This window comes from Citrobacter portucalensis (assembly GCF_023374935.1).
Taxonomy (GTDB): domain Bacteria; phylum Pseudomonadota; class Gammaproteobacteria; order Enterobacterales; family Enterobacteriaceae; genus Citrobacter; species Citrobacter portucalensis.
Genome location: NZ_CP092466.1, coordinates 1,459,549 through 1,482,195, shown reverse-complemented (window position 1 = coordinate 1,482,195; position 22,647 = coordinate 1,459,549). Strand labels below are relative to the sequence as shown.

Annotated in this window: 19 protein-coding genes; 8 read left to right on the top strand and 11 right to left on the bottom strand. The window is 53.9% G+C overall.

Going from position 1 to position 22,647, the window contains the following annotated elements:
• The first annotated feature begins 168 nt into the window (after positions 1 to 168).
• Positions 169 to 2,163, top strand: a complete 1,995-nt coding sequence (gene tkt / locus LY264_RS07010) for a transketolase (protein ID WP_048224972.1) — start codon at positions 169 to 171, stop codon at positions 2,161 to 2,163.
• Here tkt and LY264_RS07005 read toward each other — a convergent pair.
• From LY264_RS07005 to aegA, 3 genes are all read right to left on the bottom strand, one after another.
• Positions 2,153 to 3,196 carry a DUF1176 domain-containing protein gene (locus LY264_RS07005; RefSeq protein WP_048225846.1) on the bottom strand — a complete coding sequence of 348 codons (1,044 nt, stop codon included), beginning with the start codon at positions 3,194 to 3,196 and terminating at the stop codon, positions 2,153 to 2,155. The genes tkt and LY264_RS07005 overlap by 11 nt on opposite strands.
• Positions 3,197 to 3,319: 123 nt before the next feature.
• The gene (gene nudK, locus LY264_RS07000; protein WP_048224974.1) at positions 3,320 to 3,895 is read right to left on the bottom strand and encodes a GDP-mannose pyrophosphatase NudK; all 576 of its coding nucleotides are present in this window, start codon (positions 3,893 to 3,895) and stop codon (positions 3,320 to 3,322) included.
• Between the two features lie 156 nt (positions 3,896 to 4,051).
• Positions 4,052 to 6,031 carry a formate-dependent uric acid utilization protein AegA gene (gene aegA, locus LY264_RS06995; protein ID WP_048215802.1) on the bottom strand — a complete coding sequence of 660 codons (1,980 nt, stop codon included), beginning with the start codon at positions 6,029 to 6,031 and terminating at the stop codon, positions 4,052 to 4,054.
• 260 nt (positions 6,032 to 6,291) lie between these two features.
• Here aegA and narQ point away from each other — a divergent pair, with 260 nt between their 5' ends.
• Together narQ and acrD are read left to right on the top strand one after the other, a co-directional pair.
• Positions 6,292 to 7,989: a nitrate/nitrite two-component system sensor histidine kinase NarQ gene (gene narQ, locus LY264_RS06990; RefSeq protein WP_048215801.1), complete on the top strand. Its 1,698-nt coding sequence runs from the start codon at positions 6,292 to 6,294 to the stop codon at positions 7,987 to 7,989.
• Positions 7,990 to 8,173: 184 nt separating this feature from the next.
• On the top strand, positions 8,174 to 11,287 hold the full coding sequence (acrD, locus tag LY264_RS06985; RefSeq protein ID WP_048215800.1) for a multidrug efflux RND transporter permease AcrD: 3,114 nt from the start codon (positions 8,174 to 8,176) through the stop codon (positions 11,285 to 11,287).
• 75 nt (positions 11,288 to 11,362) lie between these two features.
• Here acrD and ypfM read toward each other — a convergent pair whose 3' ends face one another.
• Positions 11,363 to 11,422 carry a protein YpfM gene (gene ypfM / locus LY264_RS06980; RefSeq protein ID WP_001386977.1) on the bottom strand — a complete coding sequence of 20 codons (60 nt, stop codon included), beginning with the start codon at positions 11,420 to 11,422 and terminating at the stop codon, positions 11,363 to 11,365.
• A 389-nt stretch (positions 11,423 to 11,811) separates the two neighbouring features.
• Here ypfM and LY264_RS06975 point away from each other — a divergent pair, with 389 nt between their 5' ends.
• From LY264_RS06975 to LY264_RS06965, 3 genes are read left to right on the top strand one after another with little or no spacing between them, the layout of a single operon-like run.
• Positions 11,812 to 12,168 carry an ArsC family reductase gene (locus LY264_RS06975; protein WP_048224976.1) on the top strand — a complete coding sequence of 119 codons (357 nt, stop codon included), beginning with the start codon at positions 11,812 to 11,814 and terminating at the stop codon, positions 12,166 to 12,168.
• Positions 12,169 to 12,171: 3 nt separating this feature from the next.
• On the top strand, positions 12,172 to 13,299 hold the full coding sequence (dapE, locus tag LY264_RS06970; protein ID WP_003037976.1) for a succinyl-diaminopimelate desuccinylase: 1,128 nt from the start codon (positions 12,172 to 12,174) through the stop codon (positions 13,297 to 13,299).
• Between the two features lie 27 nt (positions 13,300 to 13,326).
• Complete coding sequence (locus LY264_RS06965; protein WP_048224978.1) at positions 13,327 to 13,524, top strand: YpfN family protein; 198 nt, start codon at positions 13,327 to 13,329, stop codon at positions 13,522 to 13,524.
• A 103-nt stretch (positions 13,525 to 13,627) separates the two neighbouring features.
• Here the strand turns inward: LY264_RS06965 and ypfH are convergent, their stop codons facing one another.
• The 6 genes from ypfH to dapA all read right to left on the bottom strand — a co-directional run bounded on the left by ypfH (position 13,628) and on the right by dapA (position 20,180).
• Positions 13,628 to 14,326 (bottom strand): esterase, encoded by a 699-nt coding sequence (gene ypfH, locus LY264_RS06960; RefSeq protein ID WP_048224981.1) that lies wholly within the window; start codon positions 14,324 to 14,326, stop codon positions 13,628 to 13,630.
• A gap of 73 nt (positions 14,327 to 14,399) precedes the next feature.
• Entirely contained in the window at positions 14,400 to 16,415 is a 2,016-nt protein-coding gene (locus LY264_RS06955) for a tRNA(Met) cytidine acetyltransferase TmcA (protein WP_048224983.1), read from the bottom strand.
• Between the two features lie 15 nt (positions 16,416 to 16,430).
• Positions 16,431 to 17,297, bottom strand: a complete 867-nt coding sequence (ypfJ, locus tag LY264_RS06950) for a KPN_02809 family neutral zinc metallopeptidase (protein WP_003037967.1) — start codon at positions 17,295 to 17,297, stop codon at positions 16,431 to 16,433.
• A gap of 128 nt (positions 17,298 to 17,425) precedes the next feature.
• Positions 17,426 to 18,139 carry a phosphoribosylaminoimidazolesuccinocarboxamide synthase gene (purC, locus tag LY264_RS06945; RefSeq protein ID WP_003835086.1) on the bottom strand — a complete coding sequence of 238 codons (714 nt, stop codon included), beginning with the start codon at positions 18,137 to 18,139 and terminating at the stop codon, positions 17,426 to 17,428.
• Between the two features lie 111 nt (positions 18,140 to 18,250).
• Positions 18,251 to 19,285 (bottom strand): outer membrane protein assembly factor BamC, encoded by a 1,035-nt coding sequence (gene bamC / locus LY264_RS06940; protein ID WP_003835088.1) that lies wholly within the window; start codon positions 19,283 to 19,285, stop codon positions 18,251 to 18,253.
• A 16-nt stretch (positions 19,286 to 19,301) separates the two neighbouring features.
• Positions 19,302 to 20,180 (bottom strand): 4-hydroxy-tetrahydrodipicolinate synthase, encoded by an 879-nt coding sequence (gene dapA / locus LY264_RS06935; protein WP_003037957.1) that lies wholly within the window; start codon positions 20,178 to 20,180, stop codon positions 19,302 to 19,304.
• A 145-nt stretch (positions 20,181 to 20,325) separates the two neighbouring features.
• Between dapA and LY264_RS06930 the strand changes: the two genes are divergently transcribed.
• Both LY264_RS06930 and bcp read left to right on the top strand, forming a co-directional pair.
• Positions 20,326 to 20,898: a glycine cleavage system transcriptional repressor gene (locus LY264_RS06930; protein ID WP_003037954.1), complete on the top strand. Its 573-nt coding sequence runs from the start codon at positions 20,326 to 20,328 to the stop codon at positions 20,896 to 20,898.
• Positions 20,898 to 21,368 carry a thioredoxin-dependent thiol peroxidase gene (bcp, locus tag LY264_RS06925; protein WP_003835095.1) on the top strand — a complete coding sequence of 157 codons (471 nt, stop codon included), beginning with the start codon at positions 20,898 to 20,900 and terminating at the stop codon, positions 21,366 to 21,368. Before LY264_RS06930 ends, bcp begins: the two co-directional genes overlap by 1 nt.
• 107 nt (positions 21,369 to 21,475) lie before the next feature.
• On the opposite strand, the gene iadA is transcribed toward bcp, so the two are convergent.
• The gene (iadA, locus tag LY264_RS06920; RefSeq protein WP_048224985.1) at positions 21,476 to 22,639 is read right to left on the bottom strand and encodes a beta-aspartyl-peptidase; all 1,164 of its coding nucleotides are present in this window, start codon (positions 22,637 to 22,639) and stop codon (positions 21,476 to 21,478) included.
• Between the last annotated feature and the right edge of the window lie 8 nt (positions 22,640 to 22,647).

Below are 22,647 nucleotides of genomic sequence, written 5' to 3'. Positions count from 1 at the left end.
ACCATTCAAAGAAAGAATTTGTTATCAATTTATAACAACCATGTTACCTGCTTAATCCAGCAATACCATGCCTGTCTGCTATGCTTTTTGCTGACAACGCCCGCAATTTTCCCAAAAGTGTGAATCACAACACGCATCTAACACTTTACTTTTCAAGGAGTATTTCCTATGACCCGTAAAGAGCTTGCCAATGCCATTCGTGCGCTAAGTATGGATGCCGTCCAAAAAGCTAACTCCGGCCACCCTGGAGCACCAATGGGGATGGCCGATATCGCCGAAGTTCTGTGGAACGATTTTCTACGCCATAACCCGACCGATCCCACCTGGTACGATCGTGACCGGTTTATTCTGTCCAACGGCCACGCCTCAATGCTGCTTTACAGCCTGTTGCATCTTTCCGGTTACGACCTGCCAATCGAAGAATTAAAGAACTTCCGTCAGCTCCATTCGAAGACGCCAGGGCACCCGGAAATTGGCTACACGCCGGGCGTGGAAACCACGACAGGACCGCTGGGTCAGGGTTTAGCCAACGCCGTCGGTATGGCCATTGCCGAACGTACGCTGGCAGCGCAGTTTAACCAGCCGGACCATGAGATTGTTAACCACTTTACCTGGGTCTTTATGGGCGACGGCTGTCTGATGGAGGGTATTTCACACGAGGCTTGTTCGCTGGCGGGCACGCTGGGGCTTGGCAAACTCATTGGCTTCTACGATCACAACGGCATCTCAATTGACGGAGAAACTGACGGCTGGTTTACCGACGATACTGCAAAACGCTTTGAGGCTTATCACTGGCATGTGGTGCACGACATTGACGGTCATGACCCAGAGGCGGTGAAAAAAGCCATTCAGGAAGCGCAGGCTGTTACCGATAAACCATCGCTAATTATCTGCCGCACGGTGATTGGTTTTGGCTCACCAAATAAAGCAGGGAAAGAGGAAGCGCACGGCGCTGCGCTGGGCGAAGAAGAGGTAGCACTGACCCGGCAGAAGCTGGGGTGGCATCATCCTGCTTTTGAGATCCCCAAAGAGATTTACCGGGCGTGGGACGCACGCGAGACAGGCGAAAAAGCGCAACAGGGCTGGAAGGAGAAATTCGCAGCTTACCAACAAGCCTACCCGGAACTGGCGGCAGAGTTTACTCGCCGGATGAGCGGTGGGCTGCCGGAAAAGTGGGAAGAAACAACCCAGAAATATATTACCGAGCTGCAGGCCAATCCGGCCAAAATCGCCACCCGCAAGGCCTCGCAAAATACCCTCAACGCTTACGGGCCTATACTGCCTGAGCTGCTTGGCGGATCGGCGGATTTGGCCCCCAGCAACCTGACCATCTGGAAAGGCTCTTCCTCTCTTAAAGAGGATCATGCAGGAAACTACATCCACTACGGCGTGCGGGAATTTGGCATGACCGCGATTGCCAACGGTATCGCCCATCACGGGGGCTTCGTTCCGTACACCGCTACGTTCCTGATGTTTGTCGAATATGCCCGAAATGCCGCGCGTATGGCGGCACTGATGAAAGCCCGACAAATCATGGTTTATACCCACGACTCGATTGGCCTGGGGGAAGATGGTCCTACGCACCAGGCCGTTGAACAGCTCGCTAGCCTGCGCCTGACGCCTAATTTCAGTACCTGGCGACCGTGCGATCAGGTTGAGGCGGCGGTAGGCTGGAAGCTGGCAGTAGAACGTCATGACGGGCCAACGGCGCTGATCCTCTCGCGGCAGAATCTGGCACAGGTTGAGCGCACGCCTGAGCAGGTGCAGCAAATTGCCCGCGGCGGTTATGTACTGAAGGATGGCGGCGGTAAGCCGGATGTTATTTTGATTGCTACCGGTTCAGAAATGGAAATCACGCTGCTGGCAGCGGAAAAACTGACCGGAGAAGGTCGTAACGTGCGAGTGGTTTCTCTGCCCTCAACCGATATCTTCGACGCCCAGGATGAGGCGTACCGGGAATCGGTCCTGCCAGCAAACGTCAGCGCTCGCGTGGCGGTAGAAGCAGGAATTGCTGACTACTGGTACAAATATGTCGGGCTGAAAGGGGCAATTGTTGGGATGACGGGTTATGGAGAGTCGGCTCCAGCGGACAAATTGTTCCCGTTCTTCGGCTTTACGGTAGATAACATCGTCGACAAAGCGCACAAGGTGCTTAACGCGTGATCCACAGTGTGGGCCAGGCATCTGGCCCATGCCAGTTATCGCAGCTTGGCTCCTGGGCATAGCGCACCAGGCGAAAACGTTGACCGTCGTAGCGCCAGCGGGTCTGGATACCGCAATCTGCCAACCCTCGTCCTTTAGCGAGGGTGACCAGCTCCCGCGACTTCTCGTCAAACGTAGCGTTGGTCAGCTCCATATCGCGACTTTCTGCATCCGTTTTAAACGGCAGGCTTAACCGTACCGCGCGTGAAGTCAACGGAGTCGTACGTGAAACCACCCACGCCAGATCGATGGTGTTATACGCCCCGGCCTCACAACCAATCATCAGCAGCGCTTTATCATCCGTTAGGGCCGTGACGCGCATCTCGCGACGCAGCGGATCGATAGAGCAGCGAATACCGTTGATCCGCCAGTTACCATAGTCCAGCAGTTCACTGCGCTCCTGCTGCGTGAGAGGCGTTGGCGTTGGATTAATGACCGCTACACCTTTCAGCGCGGGGGCCGGAGGTACGCTGAGCGGAGGCTCGTCACCTTTTTCAATCCATGCAGTTTCGCTCCCCACCCGTTTTTGCTTGGCGTCGATAAACAACAACGCGGCTTTTAGCCCGGCCAGCGAAAGGTTTTGCGCACCTTTTTGCAGGGTAATCGCCTTCGCGTCCTGTACGGTTTGTAAAAATGCGCTGATGGTGGCGGGATCATCGGTCGTCAGCTGCCAGGGAGTTATGCGCCAGTGCTCGCCGCTCAGCGAGAGTGGCGCACCATCCAACAGCAGACGCGGCGCAATATCGCTCTCTTTGACGCTGGACGATTCCAGCCCGCCCAGCTCAATACGCAACACGGCGTCAGTATGTGCCCCAGCGCTGCGGCTCAAGGTCATGACCAGGCCGTGGTGCTCTCCGGTATTTCGCGCCACGCAAAAATTTTGGTTATTACACGTTACCTGCCAGTCAGAAAACGCCTGTTGCGCGGGCGCAGCCCACAGCAATCGGGCAGGTAGCAACCCGAGCAGGAAAAGGAGAATAACGCGATAGCGCATGGACGGTACAACCCCGAAGTCAAAACACACAGCCTAAGCGGTATCTTCCTTGCGCGACTGATGTGGCTCAATAAGAATCGTCGGATTGGCCGTAAATTTGTAAAGAAATATAAATCCCGCGCATTAGTCCATGAGATGCGATGACTGCAAATAGTTCAGTAATAGCACCGTTTTACCGTCACGGATCTCACCCGTTTTGATCATTTCCAGCGCCTGTGTGAACGGCAGTTCCAGAACTTCAATATCTTCATCTTCCACACCGCCCCCCGCGTTTGCACGCTGACTGTCACGGTATTGCGCGATGAAGAAGTGGATTATTTCCGTCACACCGCCCGGCGACATGTATAGCTCAAACAGTTTACGTACTTCACCCACTTCAAAGCCGGTCTCTTCAATCGCCTCTTTTCGAATACATGCTTCCGGTTCGTCGTTATCCAGCAGCCCGGCGCAGGTTTCAATCAGTTGACCGTCTTCGTTACCGTTGACCCATGTCGCAACGCGAAACTGGCGGATGAGCACCACCGTTTTCTTCTCCGGGTTATACAGCAGGATTGTGGCGCCGTTGCCACGATCGTAAACCTCACGTTTGTGACGGATCACCTCTCCATTCTTACGGGTCAGGTCATAAGTGATATTGCGCAGGACGAAGTAGTTATCGGAGAGGACTTTATCTTTGATGAGGGTAATTTTTTGCGACATACCGGCTCCACGGCGAGAAGTGAAAAATAATACTACGCCGTGAAACCGGGTTTGTCTTGGAACAATGTAGGCCTGATAAGCAAAGCGCCATCAGGCATGCATGCGGCACATTGCCGGATGGCAACGCTAACGCGTTTTATCCGGCCTACTCGCCGATTAATGAGATTTGACTGATTTTACGCCCAGCCAGTCGACGATCCCCTGGGCGGCGTGCCGCCCTTCCGCCATAGCCGTCACCACCAGGTCTGCACCGCGTACCGCGTCACCACCGGCAAAGATTTTCGGGTTACTGGTTTGATAACGGTATGCACTTTCAACATCGGCGGCAATGCGCCCCCAGTTATCGACCTTAACGCCATGCGACTCCAGCCACGGCATGCCGTGTGGGTGAAAACCAAACGCCATAATCACCGCATCTGCGGGCATGACAAACTCACTCCCGGCAATGGGAACCGGGCGACGACGGCCCTGCGCATCAGGTTCACCAAGTTGGGTACGTAAGAAACGCACACCGCTGACTCGCCCATCGGCATGCAACACCAGCTCAACCGGCTGAACGTTAAACTCGAAATTTGCCCCCTCTTCCCGGGCATTCTTCACCTCTTTTTTCGAGCCGGGCATGTTGGCTTCATCACGACGATAGGCGCAGGTCACCTGGCTTGCACCATGACGCAGGGCGGTTCGCACACAGTCCATTGCCGTATCGCCTCCGCCCAGCACAACCACGTTTAGTCCGGCGGTGTCGATAAACGGTTCTTCAGGCAGTTCCTCCAGCCCCATCACCTGCTTGGTGTTGGCAATCAGGAACGGCAGCGCATCATACACGCCTGGCGCGTCTTCATTTGGCAGGTCCGCCTTCATGGAACGATAGGTTCCTACGCCCACGAACACGGCATCGTAATCCTCCAGCAGCTTTTCAAGCGCGACATCCTTACCCACTTCACAGTTAAGTTCAAAATGAATACCCATGGCGCTGAAGATTTCACGGCGGCGCGCCAGCAGCGATTTGTCCAGCTTGAAGGCAGGAATACCGAACGTCAGCAAACCGCCAATTTCGGGATGGCGATCGTAGACGGTGGCGCTGATACCGCTGCGCGCCAGCACATCCGCACAGGCCAGACCCGCCGGACCCGCACCGATGATGGCAACACGCTTGTCCACTTTCTGCACATGGCTTAAGTCCGGTCGCCATCCTTTACTCAGCGCCCGATCGGAGATGTAACGCTCAATATTACCGATGGTGACTGCGCCATGCTCGCTACGCACCGTGCATGCCCCTTCGCAGAGTCGATCCTGCGGGCATACGCGTCCGGTCACCTCCGGCAGGCAGTTGGTCTGGTGAGAAAGCTCAACCGCCGCGTCGATATTCCCGGCTTTGACCAGTTCAATCCACTGCGGAATGTGGTTATGCAACGGACAGGTCCATTCGCAGATACTGTGGTCGCCGCATTTCAGGCAGCGAGAGGCTTCGCGCTCCGCCTGCGCCGTACGAAACGGCAGATAGATCTCTTCAAAGCTGGTTTTCCGGGCCTCAATCGCCAGTTTATCCGGCTCCCCGCGCGCAGGCGTCGCCTGCATTTGCTCACGTTTAGTGATGACATGTGGAACAAAATCGGTAGTGCTGGCATGCCATGGCTGGCTTTCCAGACTTGCGGTACGCAGCCTGCGCGCTTTTGACAGACCGGTAAGTGAATTTTCCGTCACCAGCTGTAACGCCTGCGCCGGACAGTTTTCTACGCAGGCGGGTCCCTGTTCACGCCCCTGGCACAGATCGCATTTGTGCGCGGTAGCTTTCACCTTCCCTTTGGCTACGGGAGTGAGTACGATCTGCATCGTGCCGAAAGGACAGGCTACAACGCACGATTTACAGCCAATACACTTTTGCGGGTTCACCTGAACGCTGTCGTTATCATGGCTAATTGCCCCGTTTGGGCAGCTTCTGGCGCAGGGTGCATCTTCGCAGTGGTGGCAGGTCACCGCGCTGCGCTGCTGCTGATGCTTAATGACGGTAATTCGGGGCTGAAAATGCCGTTGGTTCAGGACATGCTGTTCGCCATTGTGAGCCATGACGCAGGCGACCTCACAGGCATGGCATCCCAGGCACTGCTGGCTATTGACCATAATAAAACGATTCATGGCTTCCTTCTTTTTTGGTTGCAAAAACCTTATTCTTTATAAGAGTGTTATTAACCGACACGGAAGGAAGCGGCAATGTTCATTTGCCCAGGAAGCACAACTATTTATCCAGAACCTGTGGCAGATCAATTTATTTCATCGCATATGAAATTGTGTTTCAGTTACCATCCAGTTTCATGGCGTTTTATTAACATTTATCAAATACACCGCATCGTTCACGCTGTTTTCAGGCGCGACGTGTATTGTGTGAGGATGCACAAGTGACGGTAAAGCGTCCGGTTTCGGCCAGTCTGGCTAAAGCTTTTTTCTACATAGTGCTGCTGTCAATTCTCTCAACGGGTATTGCGCTGCTCACGCTGACCAGCAGCTTGCGAGATGCCGAAGCCATCAACGTTGCTGGCTCATTGCGCATGCAAAGCTACCGTCTGGGTTACGATCTACAAAGCCAGAGCCCGCAGCTTAACGCCCACCGCCAGCTTTTCCAGCAGGCGCTAAACTCGCCAGCACTACAGAATCTGAACGCGTGGTATGTGCCACAAGCGGTAAAAAGCCGCTATGGACGTCTGCATGCTAACTGGCTGGAAATGAACGCCCGCCTGATCGACGGCGATTTAAAATGGTACCAGGCCAACATCAACAACTACGTCGATCAAATCGATCTCTTCGTGCTGGCGTTGCAGCATTATGCCGAACGCAAAGTGATGCTGGTATTTGGCATCTCGCTGGCGGGCGGGATAGGCATATTCACCCTCGTCTTCTTTACCCTGCGGCGCATTCGCCAGCAGGTGGTCCGTCCACTGAATAAACTGGTGATGGCCAGTCAGCAAATTGAACACGGTCAGTTTGATATCCCACCGCTGGATACCGGTTTGCCCAATGAACTGGGATTGCTGGGCAAAACGTTTAGCCAGATGTCGAGTGAATTACACAAGCTGTACCGCTCGCTGGAAGCCTCGGTAGCAGAGAAAACCCACGATCTCCACGAAGCCAATCGCCGTCTGGAGGTGTTGTATCAGTGCTCCCAAGCGTTAAATACCAGCCAGATTGACGTGCACTGCTTCCGCCATATTTTACAGATCGTCCGCGAACATGACGCCGCGTATTTCCTTGAGCTCACCGTCGGTGATAACTGGCGGATTAGCGAAGGGACTAAAAGCCTCGAGCTGCCAATGCAAATCCTGCCAGTCACCATGCAGGAAACCGTCTACGGCGAACTGCACTGGCAAAGTCCAAACGTCAACGCTTCTACTCCGCTGCTCAACAGCGTCTCCTCGATGCTGGGACGCGGGTTGTACTTCAACCAGGCGCAAAAACATTTTCAGCAGCTGTTGTTAATGGAAGAGCGCGCGACCATTGCACGCGAGCTGCACGACTCGCTGGCGCAGGTGCTCTCTTATTTACGCATTCAGCTCACGTTGCTTAAACGTTCAATTCCGGAAGATAACGCCCCAGCGCAAAGCATTATGGCGGATTTCTCCCAGGCGCTGAATGATGCCTATCGTCAATTGCGCGAGCTGCTGACCACCTTCCGTCTGACCTTACAGCAGGCCGATTTACCCTCCGCCCTGCATGAAATGCTGGAAACGCTGCAAAATCAGACCTCAGCTAAACTCACACTCGATTGTCGGTTGCCTACGCTTGCGCTGGATGCGCAAATGCAGGTGCATCTGTTGCAGATCATCCGCGAAGCGGTGCTGAACGCCATTAAGCATGCGAGTGCGAGCGAAATTGCCGTCAGTTGCGTAACGGCTCCGGACGGCAACCACACGGTTTATATCCGCGATAACGGCATCGGCATTGGCGAGCCGCATGAGCCTACAGGGCACTATGGACTAAATATTATGCGTGAGCGGGCGGAAAGACTAAGCGGCACGTTGACCTTCTCTCAACCTTCTGGAGGGGGAACGTTGGTGAGCATCAGTTTCCGTTCGGCTGAATCAGACAGTGAGCTAACGTAAAGAACCGCAAAGCGCCGTCGGGTCTGGATCCAGGCCTGACGGCGTTGGCACGAAAGGTATGCTGTAAACGGGCATGATAATTTACATTATCTTCTTTTTTTCTCCACGTTTGACCCGTACCTTGCCGCTAAAGTGAAGCAAGCCATACCCATAACGATACGCAGAAACACGAGGTCCTCTTTTAATGGCGAATTTTTTCATCGATCGCCCCATTTTTGCCTGGGTGTTAGCTATCCTGTTGTGCCTGACAGGAGCCCTGGCTATTTTTTCACTGCCCGTTGAGCAATATCCCGATCTGGCACCGCCAAACGTGCGGGTCACCGCCAACTATCCTGGCGCCTCGGCTCAGACTCTGGAAAACACCGTCACCCAGGTTATCGAGCAGAACATGACCGGTCTCGATAACCTGATGTACATGTCATCGCAGAGCAGCGGGACAGGTCAGGCTACGGTTACGTTGAGCTTTGTTGCCGGAACCGATCCTGATGAGGCCGTCCAGCAGGTGCAAAACCAGCTGCAATCGGCAATGCGTAAACTGCCGCAGGCGGTACAGGATCAGGGAGTTACGGTGCGTAAGACCGGGGACACCAATATTCTGACTATCGCCTTTGTCTCCACCGATGGCTCAATGGATAAGCAGGACATCGCCGACTACGTCGCCAGTAACATTCAGGATCCGCTCAGCCGTATTAACGGCGTGGGGGATATTGACGCTTACGGCTCACAGTACTCCATGCGTATCTGGCTTGACCCGGCCAAACTGAACAGTTTCCAGATGACCGCTAAAGATGTGACCGACGCTATCGAGTCACAGAATGCGCAGATTGCCGTCGGACAACTTGGCGGCACGCCTTCAGTAGACAAACAGGCGCTGAATGCGACGATTAATGCCCAGTCGCTGCTGCAGACTCCGGATGAATTCCGCGCCATTACGCTACGCGTCAACCAGGATGGTTCAGAAGTTAAACTGGGCGATGTGGCAACGGTCGAAATGGGTGCTGAAAAGTATGATTACCTCAGCCGCTTTAATGGAAATCCTGCCTCCGGCCTGGGCGTGAAGCTGGCTTCAGGCGCCAATGAAATGGCGACAGCAACGCTGGTCATTAACCGTTTGAACGAGCTGTCACAATATTTTCCGCACGGGCTGGAATATAAGGTGGCGTATGAAACCACCTCCTTTGTTAAAGCCTCAATCATCGACGTGGTAAAAACCCTTCTGGAAGCTATTGCACTGGTATTCCTCGTGATGTACCTGTTCCTGCAAAACTTCCGCGCCACGCTGATTCCCACCATCGCCGTTCCCGTCGTCCTGATGGGTACCTTCTCCGTGCTTTACGCCTTTGGCTATAGCGTTAACACCTTGACGATGTTTGCGATGGTGCTGGCGATCGGTCTGCTGGTCGATGACGCCATTGTAGTTGTGGAAAACGTCGAGCGTATTATGAGTGAGGAAGGACTCTCACCGCGGGAAGCGACACGGAAATCGATGGGACAAATCCAGGGTGCGCTGGTCGGTATCGCCATGGTGCTGTCAGCGGTGTTTATCCCGATGGCCTTCTTCGGCGGCACCACCGGGGCAATTTACCGCCAGTTCTCGATTACCATCGTCTCCGCCATGGTGCTGTCTGTTCTGGTGGCGATGATCCTCACCCCTGCACTGTGCGCCACCCTGCTCAAACCGCTGCATAAGGGTGAGCATCACGGACAAACCGGTTTCTTCGGCTGGTTTAACCGGATGTTTAATCGCAACGCCGAGCGCTACGAAAAAGGCGTCGCCAGAATTCTGCACCGCAGCCTGCGCTGGATACTGATCTACGGCCTGCTGCTCGGCGGAATGGTTTTCCTGTTCCTGCGCCTGCCAACCTCCTTCCTGCCACTGGAAGACCGCGGCATGTTTACCACCTCGGTACAGTTGCCCAGCGGCTCCACACAGCAGCAAACATTGAAAGTGGTTGAGGAAGTGGAGAAGTATTACTTCACCCATGAGAAAGACAACATTATGTCAGTCTTTTCCACAGTCGGTTCTGGCCCTGGCGGGAACGGTCAAAACGTGGCACGTATGTTTGTCCGCTTAAAAGACTGGGATGAGCGCGACACCACTACCGGGACCTCTTTCGCCATCATCGAACGTGCGACCAAAGCCTTTAATAAGATTAAAGAAGCCCGCGTCTTCGCCAGCAGCCCTCCGGCTATCAGCGGCCTCGGAAGCTCTGCCGGTTTCGATATGGAGCTGCAGGATCACGCCGGTGCGGGCCATGATGCGTTAATGGCCGCGCGCGACAAACTCATTGAGCTGGCAGGGAAAGACACGTCCCTGACTCGCGTTCGTCATAACGGTCTGGACGACAGCCCACAGTTGCAAATTGATATCGATCAGCGCAAAGCCCAGGCGCTGGGCGTTTCCATCGACGACATCAACGACACATTGCAAACGGCCTGGGGTTCCAGCTACGTCAATGACTTTATGGACCGGGGCCGCGTGAAGAAGGTTTACGTGCAGGCGGCAGCAAAATATCGCATGCTCCCGGACGACATTAACTTGTGGTACGTCCGCAATAACAACGGTGGCATGGTGCCTTTCTCGGCCTTTGCGACTTCACGCTGGGAAACCGGTTCACCACGTCTGGAGCGCTATAACGGCTACTCCGCGGTCGAGATTGTCGGCGAAGCCGCGCCTGGCGTCAGTACCGGTACGGCAATGGACATAATGGAATCGCTGGTGCGCCAGTTACCGACAGGGTTTGGCCTCGAATGGACTGCGATGTCTTATCAGGAACGGCTATCGGGCTCTCAGGCCCCTGCCCTGTACGCCATTTCTCTGCTGGTGGTATTCCTGTGTCTGGCGGCCCTGTACGAAAGCTGGTCGGTACCCTTCTCCGTCATGCTGGTCGTGCCGTTGGGGGTCATTGGTGCGCTACTGGCGACCTGGATGCGCGGCCTGGAAAACGATGTGTATTTCCAGGTCGGGTTACTTACCGTTATCGGGCTATCGGCGAAGAACGCAATATTGATTGTTGAATTCGCCAATGAGATGAACGAGAAAGGACACGATCTGCTCGACGCCACGCTCCATGCTTGTCGCCAACGTTTACGCCCAATTCTGATGACGTCACTGGCGTTTATCTTCGGGGTGCTGCCGATGACCATCAGCAGTGGCGCTGGCTCCGGCGGTCAACATGCGGTGGGGACTGGCGTAATGGGCGGGATGATTTCAGCCACTATCCTGGCGATTTACTTCGTTCCCCTGTTCTTTGTGCTGGTGCGCAGACGCTTCCCATTGAAGCCACGCCCAGAATAATCGGACACAAAAAAGGCGACTTACGTTGAGTCGCCTTTTTTTATCCTTTACAGGATATGAATTTCTTCCAGAAAATTATTTACGAAGCATCACTTCGATAAAGTCTTTCCAGTTCCCCAGTTCACGTTCAATCATAACAACCTCTCTTATTATTATGGGCATTCTACGAAATCATCATCATTAAAAGAAGGCAATTTAACCGATGGTTGCGATTGATTCCTCCAGTGTTTGGGGTTTATGTGATCACTATGCGCTATACCCATAAATTTTATGTGACTTACTGCAATATTTTGAAATATTCATACATCATCTACTACTTTTGCAATTCTGATGGAAAAACAGGCTGATGCAAACAGGCAGATTCTGATTTTTAGTTATACGGTATTTTTTGGAGCTTTCAGGAATCATTATTCACTGTTGTTCAACAATGTTATATTTTTCTATAACGATTGAATGACAATATGTATTATTCATTGCCACAGAATAAAAGAATAAATATTCAAGTTACGTCAATAAGGATTCAAATGATCACCCTTTACGGCATTAAGAATTGCGACACGATTAAAAAAGCCAGACGCTGGTTGGAGGCTCAAGGTATTGACTACCGCTTTCATGATTATCGCGTCGACGGTCTGGACAACACGCTCTTACAGTCCTTTATCAGCGAATTAGGTTGGGAGGCGCTGCTCAATACGTGTGGAACCACCTGGCGTAAACTCGATGAATCCACGCGCAGTCAAATCACCGATGCGGCTTCCGCCGCCGCGTTGATGATTGAAATGCCAGCAATTATCAAACGCCCATTGCTCTGCGCGCCGGGTAAGCCTATGCTGCTTGGTTTCAGTGAATCCAGTTATACTCTGTTTTTTAATGAGGTGTAGTCTATGTCGTGCCCGGTCATTGAGCTGACACAGCAGCTTATTCGCCGTCCTTCCCTGAGCCCGGATGATGCCGGGTGCCAGGCGTTAATGATTGAACGCCTGCGCGCGGTAGGTTTTACCGTTGAGCGAATGGACTTTGGTGACACACAGAATTTTTGGGCATGGCGCGGTAAAGGCGAGACCCTGGCATTTGCCGGTCACACCGACGTAGTGCCTGCCGGCGATGTCGATCGCTGGATCAATCCACCGTTCGAACCGACCATTCGCGATGGCATGTTGTTCGGGCGTGGCGCTGCCGATATGAAGGGTTCACTGGCGGCGATGGTCGTGGCCGCAGAACGTTTTGTCGCCCAGCATCCAAACCATCAGGGTCGTCTGGCCTTTTTGATAACGTCTGACGAAGAAGCCAGCGCCAAAAACGGCACCGTGAAGGTGGTTGAAGCGCTGATGGCGCGTAATGAACGACTGGATTATTGCCTGGTGGGTGAGCCATCCAGCACGGAAATCGTTGGCGACGTGGTGAAAAATGGACGTCGTGGTTCACTGACCTGCAACCTGACCATTCACGGCGTGCAGGGCCACGTAGCCTATCCGCATCTGGCCGATAACCCGGTACACCGCGCGGCCCCCATGCTCAACGAACTGGTGGCGATCGAGTGGGATCAGGGTAACGAATTCTTCCCGGCGACCAGCATGCAGATTGCCAATATTCAGGCTGGAACCGGAAGCAACAACGTTATCCCTGGAGAACTGTTTATCCAGTTCAACTTCCGTTTCAGCACTGAGCTGACCGATGAGATGATTAAAGCACGGGTTCACGCGCTGCTGGAGAAACATCAGCTGCGTTATACCGTCGACTGGTGGCTTTCCGGTCAGCCGTTCCTGACCGAACGCGGTAAACTGGTGGATGCAGTGGTGAACGCCATTGAGCACTATAATGAGATTAAACCGCAGTTACTGACTACAGGCGGGACGTCCGACGGGCGTTTTATTGCCCGCATGGGGGCGCAGGTAGTAGAACTTGGGCCGGTCAACGCCACTATTCATAAAATTAATGAATGTGTTAATGCCGCCGACCTGCAGCTGCTTGCCCGTATGTATCAACGTATCATGGAGCAACTCGTCGCCTGATGAGTGTTCCTGTAAGAGGAAATGAGCATGGACTGGCTGGCAAAATATTGGTGGATTCTGGTGTTGGTGTTTCTGGTAGGCGTGCTGCTGAACGTGATTAAAGATCTCAAGCGCGTCGATCACAAGAAATTTCTTGCCAACAAGCCGGAGCTTCCCCCGCATCGTGACTTTAACGATAAATGGGACGACGACGATTGGCCGAATAAGGACCAACCGAAGAAATAATTAGTAGGCCGATAAGTCCCGTAGGCCCGGTAAGCGTTAGCGCCACCGGGCATTACGTGCCGGATGGCAACGCTTCGCGTTTTATCCGGCCTACGGTGATCAATCAGATCATGGTAATCACATCATCATCGTGAGGCTTACCGCCGCTCAGCGCTTCATCAAAGTAGTGCTTCGGTACGGTAAAACGCAGATGATCGAGCGCAAACTGCATACTGCGTTCATCAATGGCGTGCCCCAGATTTTCGACGATATCCAGCGTCACATCCCCACCGGCGCGAATTAACGCTTCCTGCGCGGCAACGGCATGAGATAACTCAATTACCCGGTCTTCACCACCGTGAATCAAATGCACCGTCGTCGCGGTGGTTGCAGCCTCTGGCAAGGTGGCATAGCGGCCATTGAAGGCGATGACCCGCGATGCCAGCCCCGGCTCAGCTTTGATGCTCTCAAGTGACATAATTGAACCCTGAGAAAAACCAATCAGCGCGGTTGCCTGCGGCGAAACGCCGCTGTGCTTCTGCCAGTAGCGCACGGTTTCGATAAACACCGGCATAATGGCGTCAACACGTTCCTGACGATTCTCTTCTGTTACGCCCTGCACCGAAAACCACTGACGTCCGGACGTCGTTCCGTAAGGCTCTGCTCCACCAATGCTAACGATTAGCGCATCCGGAAACAGCGGCGCAAACCAGGAGCCGATTTCGCCCATGGCAACCGGGTTATCGCCGACGCCATGAAACAGCAGGAGTAGCTGTTGAGCGGGTTTATCGGGACTTTGAACAACAAAATGGTCATGTTTCATGGCGATCTCCTTAACTGATGAGAATCATTCTACGCCGCTTAACCGCAATGACCATGCCAGGAAATTGAAGAAGTTAGTGAAAAAATTGCCATTGCATAATGCGATTATGTAGCCGCTGTTCACGCTCTGCATCCAGCTGATTTAATGCCTGCGCCGCTTCGGCGCGCTGAATGACCAGCAACGCTTTACGACCAGAAATCTTGAGCTGTTGACACAATTCGGCGTCGCTACGTTTAGCCTGGATGCGTCCGCGCAAGGCCGGAAGAGGTAACTCACTGTGCTCAAGCAGACGACTCAGACAGCCTAGCGACGTCAATAATGGCCGATGCGCGAAGGCAAACCCGGCCAGCTCAGCCCAGTCATCCTCATTAAGCGTAGTCTCTTTCAGCGGGACCAGCGGAATGCTCTCACCGTTCCATCGAGCAAGGATTTCCGCATCACGGCGCAAATGCTGGTGCTCCCGCTCGGTAAGGCGTTTCCCCGCTTCGCTAATGGGAAGTAACGCCATGGCGGTATAACAGCCGCTGCTGGCTTCCCGATGATTTCCCATTCGCACCAGCACAAAACCGCAACGTTGCCAGAAACGCCATAGTTCAGCCGTATACCCAAAACTGACCGACAGATAGTCACACGATGTGGAATAGCGGTAGGCCAGCATAATCAGCTGTTGCCCAATACCTTCTCTTTGGCGCGCAGGATGAACCGCAATTCGACTGACCCGTCTCCCGACGAGCGTCGCCGCCAACGGGTCACCACCGTGCGCCGCCAGCGACTGCGCAACCAGATTCCCTCTCGGTCGACGATATCCGGCCCAGACGGCCTGGCTTAATTCCGCGGATAGTCCCCCTTCATCGACCAACCAGACGGCTCCCGCTACGGAGTCAGCGGTTGATGCCTGAAGAAAATGCTGACCAGGCGCGTCCATCATTCGCCGCAGGTCCAATGGCGAGGTGCGATAATGCGCTCCGGAAAGCAGCTGGTATACCGCTAACGGCAGCGCCGGGTTAGCATGCCAGGACTGTTGCTCAAATGCCGAGAAGTGAAGCTCCCCCAATGGGGCATGCGTGAACGTTTCATCATCAAACACCAGCGCATCGCTGACGATTTGCTCCAGCGGACATCCCTGCGCCCAGCGTACCGGTTGCTGCAACTCATAGCGTTGAAGATTGGGGAAGCGAGCACAGAATTTCAGCAAGAAGCCTCTCCCCGTACCCTCGTAGCCTTGTACTGTAGTGGTTAACAGCGTACGAGGAAAACGCGCCACCAGTTGGTGCAGCAGCGGCGCGGGGATCGCGGCGGCTTCATCCACAATCAGCCAGTCTGCGATTGCAGAACTGCTTAACAGCGCATCCGGGGCCATAAAACGGTAACGCTCTCCGGCAAATTGCGCCAGCACATCGGTTGCCGCTTTGGCAGGCGCTGTCACAATCGCAGTGCCGTTAATCCGCGCTATGAGTTGCCCTGCCAGAGCGGACTTGCCCCGACCCCGTGCGGCCGTCACCGCAACCACACCGGGAGGCATAGCCAGCAAATGATTTAATATCATCGCCTGTTCTGGCTGGGGTTCGCCGGTTGCCGCATGCCAGGCTGCGCGAGCAGGAAAATGCGGACAGGCAACCGGCTGATGCTGTTGCCAGTGCAGAGCCTGTCTATCGCGGGAAATCATCCGTTTGACGTGCTCAATAAAGTGCGGTGTAGGGATCGGTTCAGCACAATCGCTCCAGCGTAGTGAATCCGCGTCCGGATGTGTGTGCCAGGAATGCCAGGGTGGGGTCAGCAATACCAGCCAACTGCCAGCAAGCAGTGTGCCGCTTAAGGCGGCAAACGCCGCAGCGTCAAAACCTTGCCTGGCGTCAAAAACCGCATGACGAAACTCGCGCCCTAATAATGTTTTTAGCGCCTGCGGCGTACAGCACGGCTCGGTAGGGGCTTGCTCCCCTACCCACAGCCAGTCGCCGGGTAACATGCTGCGTAGCGCTAATGCCTGTTCCTGACACCAGTTCTCCTCGCCGCTGATAATCAGCAGACGACGGATCCCTTCGCGGGTCATTTGTTCGGTTAACGCGCTCAGCGCCGTGTTATCGGACATCCCTGCCACAGAGTCTTAAATACCTTTACCAAAAGTATTACATTGCCCCGGATCGCCGCTGTCAAAACCGCGTTTGAACCAGGTAAAACGCTGTTCAGAGGTTCCGTGAGTAAAGCTGTCCGGTACTACGCGTCCTTGTCCCTGCTGTTGCAGACGATCGTCTCCAATGGCCTGTGCGGCGTTCAGTGCCTCTTCCAGGTCACCAGACTCCAGTACGCCCTGCTGCTGCATGCTGTGGCCCCAGACACCGGCAAAGCAGTCTGCCTGCAGTTCCATTCGAACGGAAAGACGGTTCACTTCTGCCTGTGAGGCATTCTGCTGCATCTGACGAACTTTAGGTTCAATGCCCAGCAGTTTCTGCACGTGATGACCCACTTCATGGGCGATAACATAGCCCTGAGCAAAATCACCATCAGCGCCCAGCTTGTTTTTCATGTCGTCATAGAATGAAAGGTCGATGTAAACCGTACCATCTGCCGGGCAATAAAACGGCCCCATCACGGACTGACCCGCACCGCAGCCGGTACGCGTCGCGCCCCGGTACATCACCAGCTTCGGCTGTTGGTAGGTGCGGCCCATTTTTTCAAACTGCTGTCCCCAGGTATCTTCTGTTGTAGCCAGAATCACCGAGGTAAATTTTGCCGCTTCATCATCGTTTGGGCTGATGGAGCGTGATGATTGCTGTTGGGAGACCGGCTGGCCAGTCATTAGCCCGGTGAGATCCACGCCATAATAACCCGCCACCAGCACCACAATCAGCAGGATGATGCCGCCTTTACCACTGGGCAGACGAAAACCGGGCCCACCCATAGAGGGGCCGCCGCCAGAGCTGTTTCGTCTGTCTTCCACATTGTCACTTTCACGACGCCCTTGCCAGCGCATAATCACCTCAACTTTTTATTCATTATGATGATGATCGTAGGCGGTTCGGAACAGGATTACCATAAGAAATAGTAATCAAATCAGGTGGGGTTAATGAGCCGGAGAGCGATCGCCGGCTCAGGGGAAGATTAGTCTAACTTCACACCCAGGCGATGCGCGACGGCTTCATAGGCTTCGATCAGGCCGCCCAGACTCTGGCGGAAGCGATCTTTGTCCATTTTATCCAGCGTTTCTTTGTCCCACAGGCGGCTACCGTCCGGTGAGAATTCATCACCCAGGACCACTTCACCTTTATACAAACCAAACTCAAGTTTGAAGTCGACCAGAATCAGACCAGCATCATCAAACATCTTTTTCAGCACGTCGTTAGCTTTGTAGGTCAGCTCTTTCATACGTGCCAGATTCTCTTTGCTCACCCAACCAAAAGTTTCGCAATAGGAATCGTTAATCATTGGATCGTGCATAGCATCGTTTTTCAGGAACAGATCAAACAGCGGCGGATTCAGTTCAATACCTTCCTCAACGCCTAAACGCTTAACCAGAGAGCCTGCCGCGCGGTTACGTACCACACATTCAACCGGTACCATCTCCAGTTTTTTCACCAGACATTCGGTATCAGAAAGCAGTCGCTCCATCTGGGTAGGAATACCCGCTTCTTGCAGTTTAGTCATAATGAAATGGTTGAATTTGTTGTTCACCATGCCTTTACGGTCAAACTGTTCAATGCGCGCGCCATCCCCTGCTGACGTATCATTGCGGAATTCGAGCACCAACAGGTCCGGGTTTTCCGTGCTGTATACGGTCTTCGCTTTACCACGATACAACTCAGCTTGCTTTTGCATCTTTATTACTCCTGGGTGTGAATTAACGATAAATATTGCGTTTTTCTGCCGACGCACACGTTTGCGTATCATATCAGAAAAAAAGGGCTGGAGTTATCCAGCCCTTTATTTTTACTTACTGAACGCTGCCTGGAAGACGGCGACCAGCGCGTCGTTCTGGCTTTGCGTCAGGGTATGCCCCTTCGGATCGATAAACTGCAAGCTGCTGCGGTTGTCTAAATCACCGACCTGCAGTTTATAGTCGCCGGATACCAGACCCGGATCGCTTGCGCCCAACTCCTGCCAGTTGCTATCGGACAGTGGTTTGTAGGTCACCGCGATGCTGCCCTGAGAACGGGTGCTGTCGGTTACCTTCATCCCCACTTTCTCAAGCGCTGCCGGCAGACGCTGCCACACCACGTTGAACGGTCCACGTACCACCAGCATTGGTAAACCGGTGTCATCGGCGGCGCTCTGAACATCCATGGTGGCTGCAGAGCGGTTCTGCGCGGCATTCGCGGCGTCGGTGGCGTTCTTATCCAGACCAGCAGAGATAACGTTCATCATCTCAGCGCTGTAACGCTGCATTGATGCCGCATCGGCTACGGGTTTACCCGCCTGCTCGAGGTTAACCAGTTTCACCGTTACCGCTTGCTGATAGCCCTGCGGTTTAACCGAGATTTGATAACGTCCACGGTACTGCTCGTCTTCATCCAGACGGTTCCAGTCAACCCAGTCGGTGGTCAACGTCTGGCTGGCATCATCACGTTTGGTGATCGTGTAGTTTTTAGACTGAATGACGCTAACGACCTGCGGCCACAGTGTGTTGCCACGACCGTTTTCCACCAGTAATGTCGACGTATCACCCGCGATCTGTGTGCGAGCACCGGTGACTAATGCTAACGGCTGAGCCGGTGGACGAATATCCAGCGCTTTACCCACGGCACCACTGCCGTTGGTTACCGGGATATTATAGTCGCCCGACATAACCGGCAAAATCATCCCAGCTGGAGCATGAAGCTCAGCAAGCGGTGCGGCCTCCAGATAGGATTCATCACCGCTCACCTGGCGCTTATAGCGCGAGTCAGAGCTACAGGCCGCGAGCAACATAACAAGCGAAACACCCGCAACCTTGGCCAGGCGCGACTTTTGTACTGAGTAAGCCATCAAATCTCCCTAAACTTTACAGCAAACCGGCATGCTTAAGCGCCGCTTTGACGATTTCACGAGCATTGTCCGTGATTGGCGTCATCGGCAGACGTAGCGTATCGGTCGCCACAAGTCCCAACTCCTTACACGCCCATTTCACGGGGATAGGATTGGGTTCGACAAATAGTTTGTTGTGTAACGGCATCAGACGCTGGTTAATCACCCGCGCCTCGGCAAATTGCCCGGCTGCCGCCAGTTTGCACATTTCAGCCATATCACGTGCCGCAACGTTAGACGTTACGGAAATCACGCCATGACCACCGAGCTGCATAAAATCCAGTCCGGTCGCGTCATCACCGCTGAGCAGAATAAAGTCGTCCGAAACCAGCTCTTTGATCTGGTGAACGCGACTTAAGTTCCCCGTGGCCTCTTTAATAGCGATAATATTTTTAACTTTCGCCAGACGACCAACGGTTTCCGGCAGCATATCGCAGCCAGTACGGGACGGCACATTATACAGAATTTGCGGCAGGTCAGTATGCTCAGCGATGGCTTTGAAATGCTGGAACAAACCTTCCTGGGTTGGGCGGTTGTAGTAAGGCGTCACCGTCAGGCAGCCGACAACACCGCTGTCGTTGAAACGCTGCGTCAGACTAATGGCTTCCGCGGTCGCATTGGCACCGGTTCCGGCAATCACCGGAATACGCCCGTCAGCCAGTTCCAGCGTCATCATCACCACATCGCCATGTTCATCATGACTCAGGGTGGCGGACTCACCGGTGGTGCCAACAGAAACGATCGCCGAGGTGCCGCTGGCGACATGATAATCAATCAGTTTTTTCAGGCTCGACCGGCAGACTTTACCTTTCTCATCCATCGGCGTAACAAGCGCGACAATACTTCCCGTGAACATGGGCCATCCTCTGTGCAAACAAGTGTCTCAATGGTACGTTTGGTACGACAATAAAAGCAAGCGACCAGAGCCGTTCTGATTGTTGTATGCATGTTTTTTTTATGCTTTCCTTATGATTACCTCACCGCTCAAAGGAAGAACAGGTTTGACATCGTCATCGCAACACTATCTGGTCATTACTGCGCTGGGTGCCGATCGCCCAGGAATTGTGAACACCATCACGCGTCATGTCAGCAGTTGCGGCTGTAATATCGAAGACAGCCGACTGGCCATGCTGGGTGATGAGTTCACGTTTATCATGTTGCTGTCGGGCACCTGGAATGCCATCACCCTGATTGAATCAACCCTGCCATTAAAAGGCGCAGAGCTGGATTTACTCATTGTGATGAAGCGCACAACCGCGCGCCCCCGTCCGGCAATGCCTGCTACGGTATGGGTGCAGGTCGATGTCCCTGATTCTCCCCATTTGATTGAACGCTTCACCGCTCTGTTTGACAGCCACCAAATGAATATTGCGGAACTGGTTTCACGCACGCAACCGGCTGAGAATGGAAAGGCGGCGCAGTTGTTTATTCAAATTACCGCACATAGTCCTGCGTCACATGATTCGGCAAATATTGAAGATGCGTTTAAAGCACTCTGTACAGAACTCAATGCGCAAGGCAGTATTAACGTCGTCAATTACTCACAGCATGATGAACAGGATGGAGTTAAGTAATGAACCCACTGAAAGCCGGTGATATCGCACCGAAATTTAGCTTGCCGGATCAAGACGGAGAACAAGTAAATTTAACCGACTTCCAGGGACAGCGTGTTCTGGTTTATTTTTACCCGAAAGCCATGACACCCGGCTGTACCGTACAGGCCTGCGGCCTGCGCGATAACATGGATGAGTTAAAAAAAGCGGGTGTTGAAGTGCTGGGGATCAGCACCGACAAACCAGAGAAGCTTTCCCGATTCGCGGAGAAAGAAGTCCTGAATTTCACGCTCCTGTCCGATGAAGATCATCAGGTTTGCGAGCAGTTCGGCGTCTGGGGTGAGAAGTCATTTATGGGCAAAACCTACGATGGCATCCACCGCATCAGCTTCCTGATTGATGCCGAAGGGAAAATTGAGCATGTGTTTGATGACTTCAAAACCAGTAACCACCACGACGTGGTAATGAATTGGCTGAAAGAGAACGCCTGACCGTGAAATGCCGGATGGCGGCGTGAACGCCTTATCCGGCCTACAAATGCACGCACGTAGGCCGGATAAGACGCGTTAGCGTCGACATCCGGCAGATGACCGCCCGGTTACTCAAACGTCCCTTTCACACACGCTTTCTGCTCCCTGACTACGGCTTTTCCCTTCGCCCACAGGTGATGAACTTCCAGCGCGTCGTTGAGCACCAGAATGTCCGCATCGCATCCCACCGCCAGACGCCCTTTATGCTCCAGTGCCAAAAATTCTGCGACCGTACGCGTCAGCGGACACAGCGCCTGTTCCAGCGGTATGGCATGAACCTTCACCAACTGGCGCACCGTCTCAGCCAGTGATTCAAACCCCGCGACACCGATGCCGGTGAGATTGCCAAGCTCATCAAATTCCGGCTGGCTGCCGTTGCCATCTGAGCTAAGGGTAATGCGCGACAGCGGCACGTTCTGGCGCAGCGCCGTGGCGATAGCCGTGGCCGGGTCGACGGGCTCATCAATGCTGCTGGTAATGTCGATATAACCGCCTTTACGGGCATACTCCAGCGCCGCCTGGAACAGCGGTTCCGCACGGTTAACGTGTGTCGGCAACAGTTTAGTAATCGGCACATCGCAACAGTCAAGGATCTGGTACAACGGTTCCAGCATGCGCTGGCTGTCGCCCATATGGAAAACGCTGATCCCCGGTTTGCGCCCTAACAATCCGCCGACACGCGACTGCGCCGCCATATTTGCCAGCGCCGAGGTATCCGGGGCTGAAGAACGATGGTCCGAAACCGCACATTTCACACCAATAACTTTATCAATCAGCGCCACGTCGCGATCGATGCTGCCGGTGATCGTCGGGGAAGGCAGAGAGTACGCCCCGGTCAGCATCCAGGCGCTGATACCTTCAAACTCCAGCGCGCGGGTTTTTGCCAGCAGCGATTCAGGGTGACGGGTAATGCCATCGGTACCCAGCAAACCCACCACCGACGTGACACCAGCTTCAACCAGCCGTGACAAGCGCACTTCCGGCGTGCGGGTATGCGGCCCCGCTTCCCCACCGCCGCCAATAAGATGGACGTGTTGATCGATAAATCCTGGGCATACAATCGCGCCGTCAAGATTGATACACTCGCAACCGGGAAAGTCTTCAGGAGAAATTGACGGGGCGATGGCAACAATTTTGCTGCCGGAGACCAGTATATCCTGTCGCCCTAAATCTTCCGGCGCATACACGTGTCCCTGCTGGAACAACGTCAAATCAAGAATTGAACAGTTCATAACCTTCC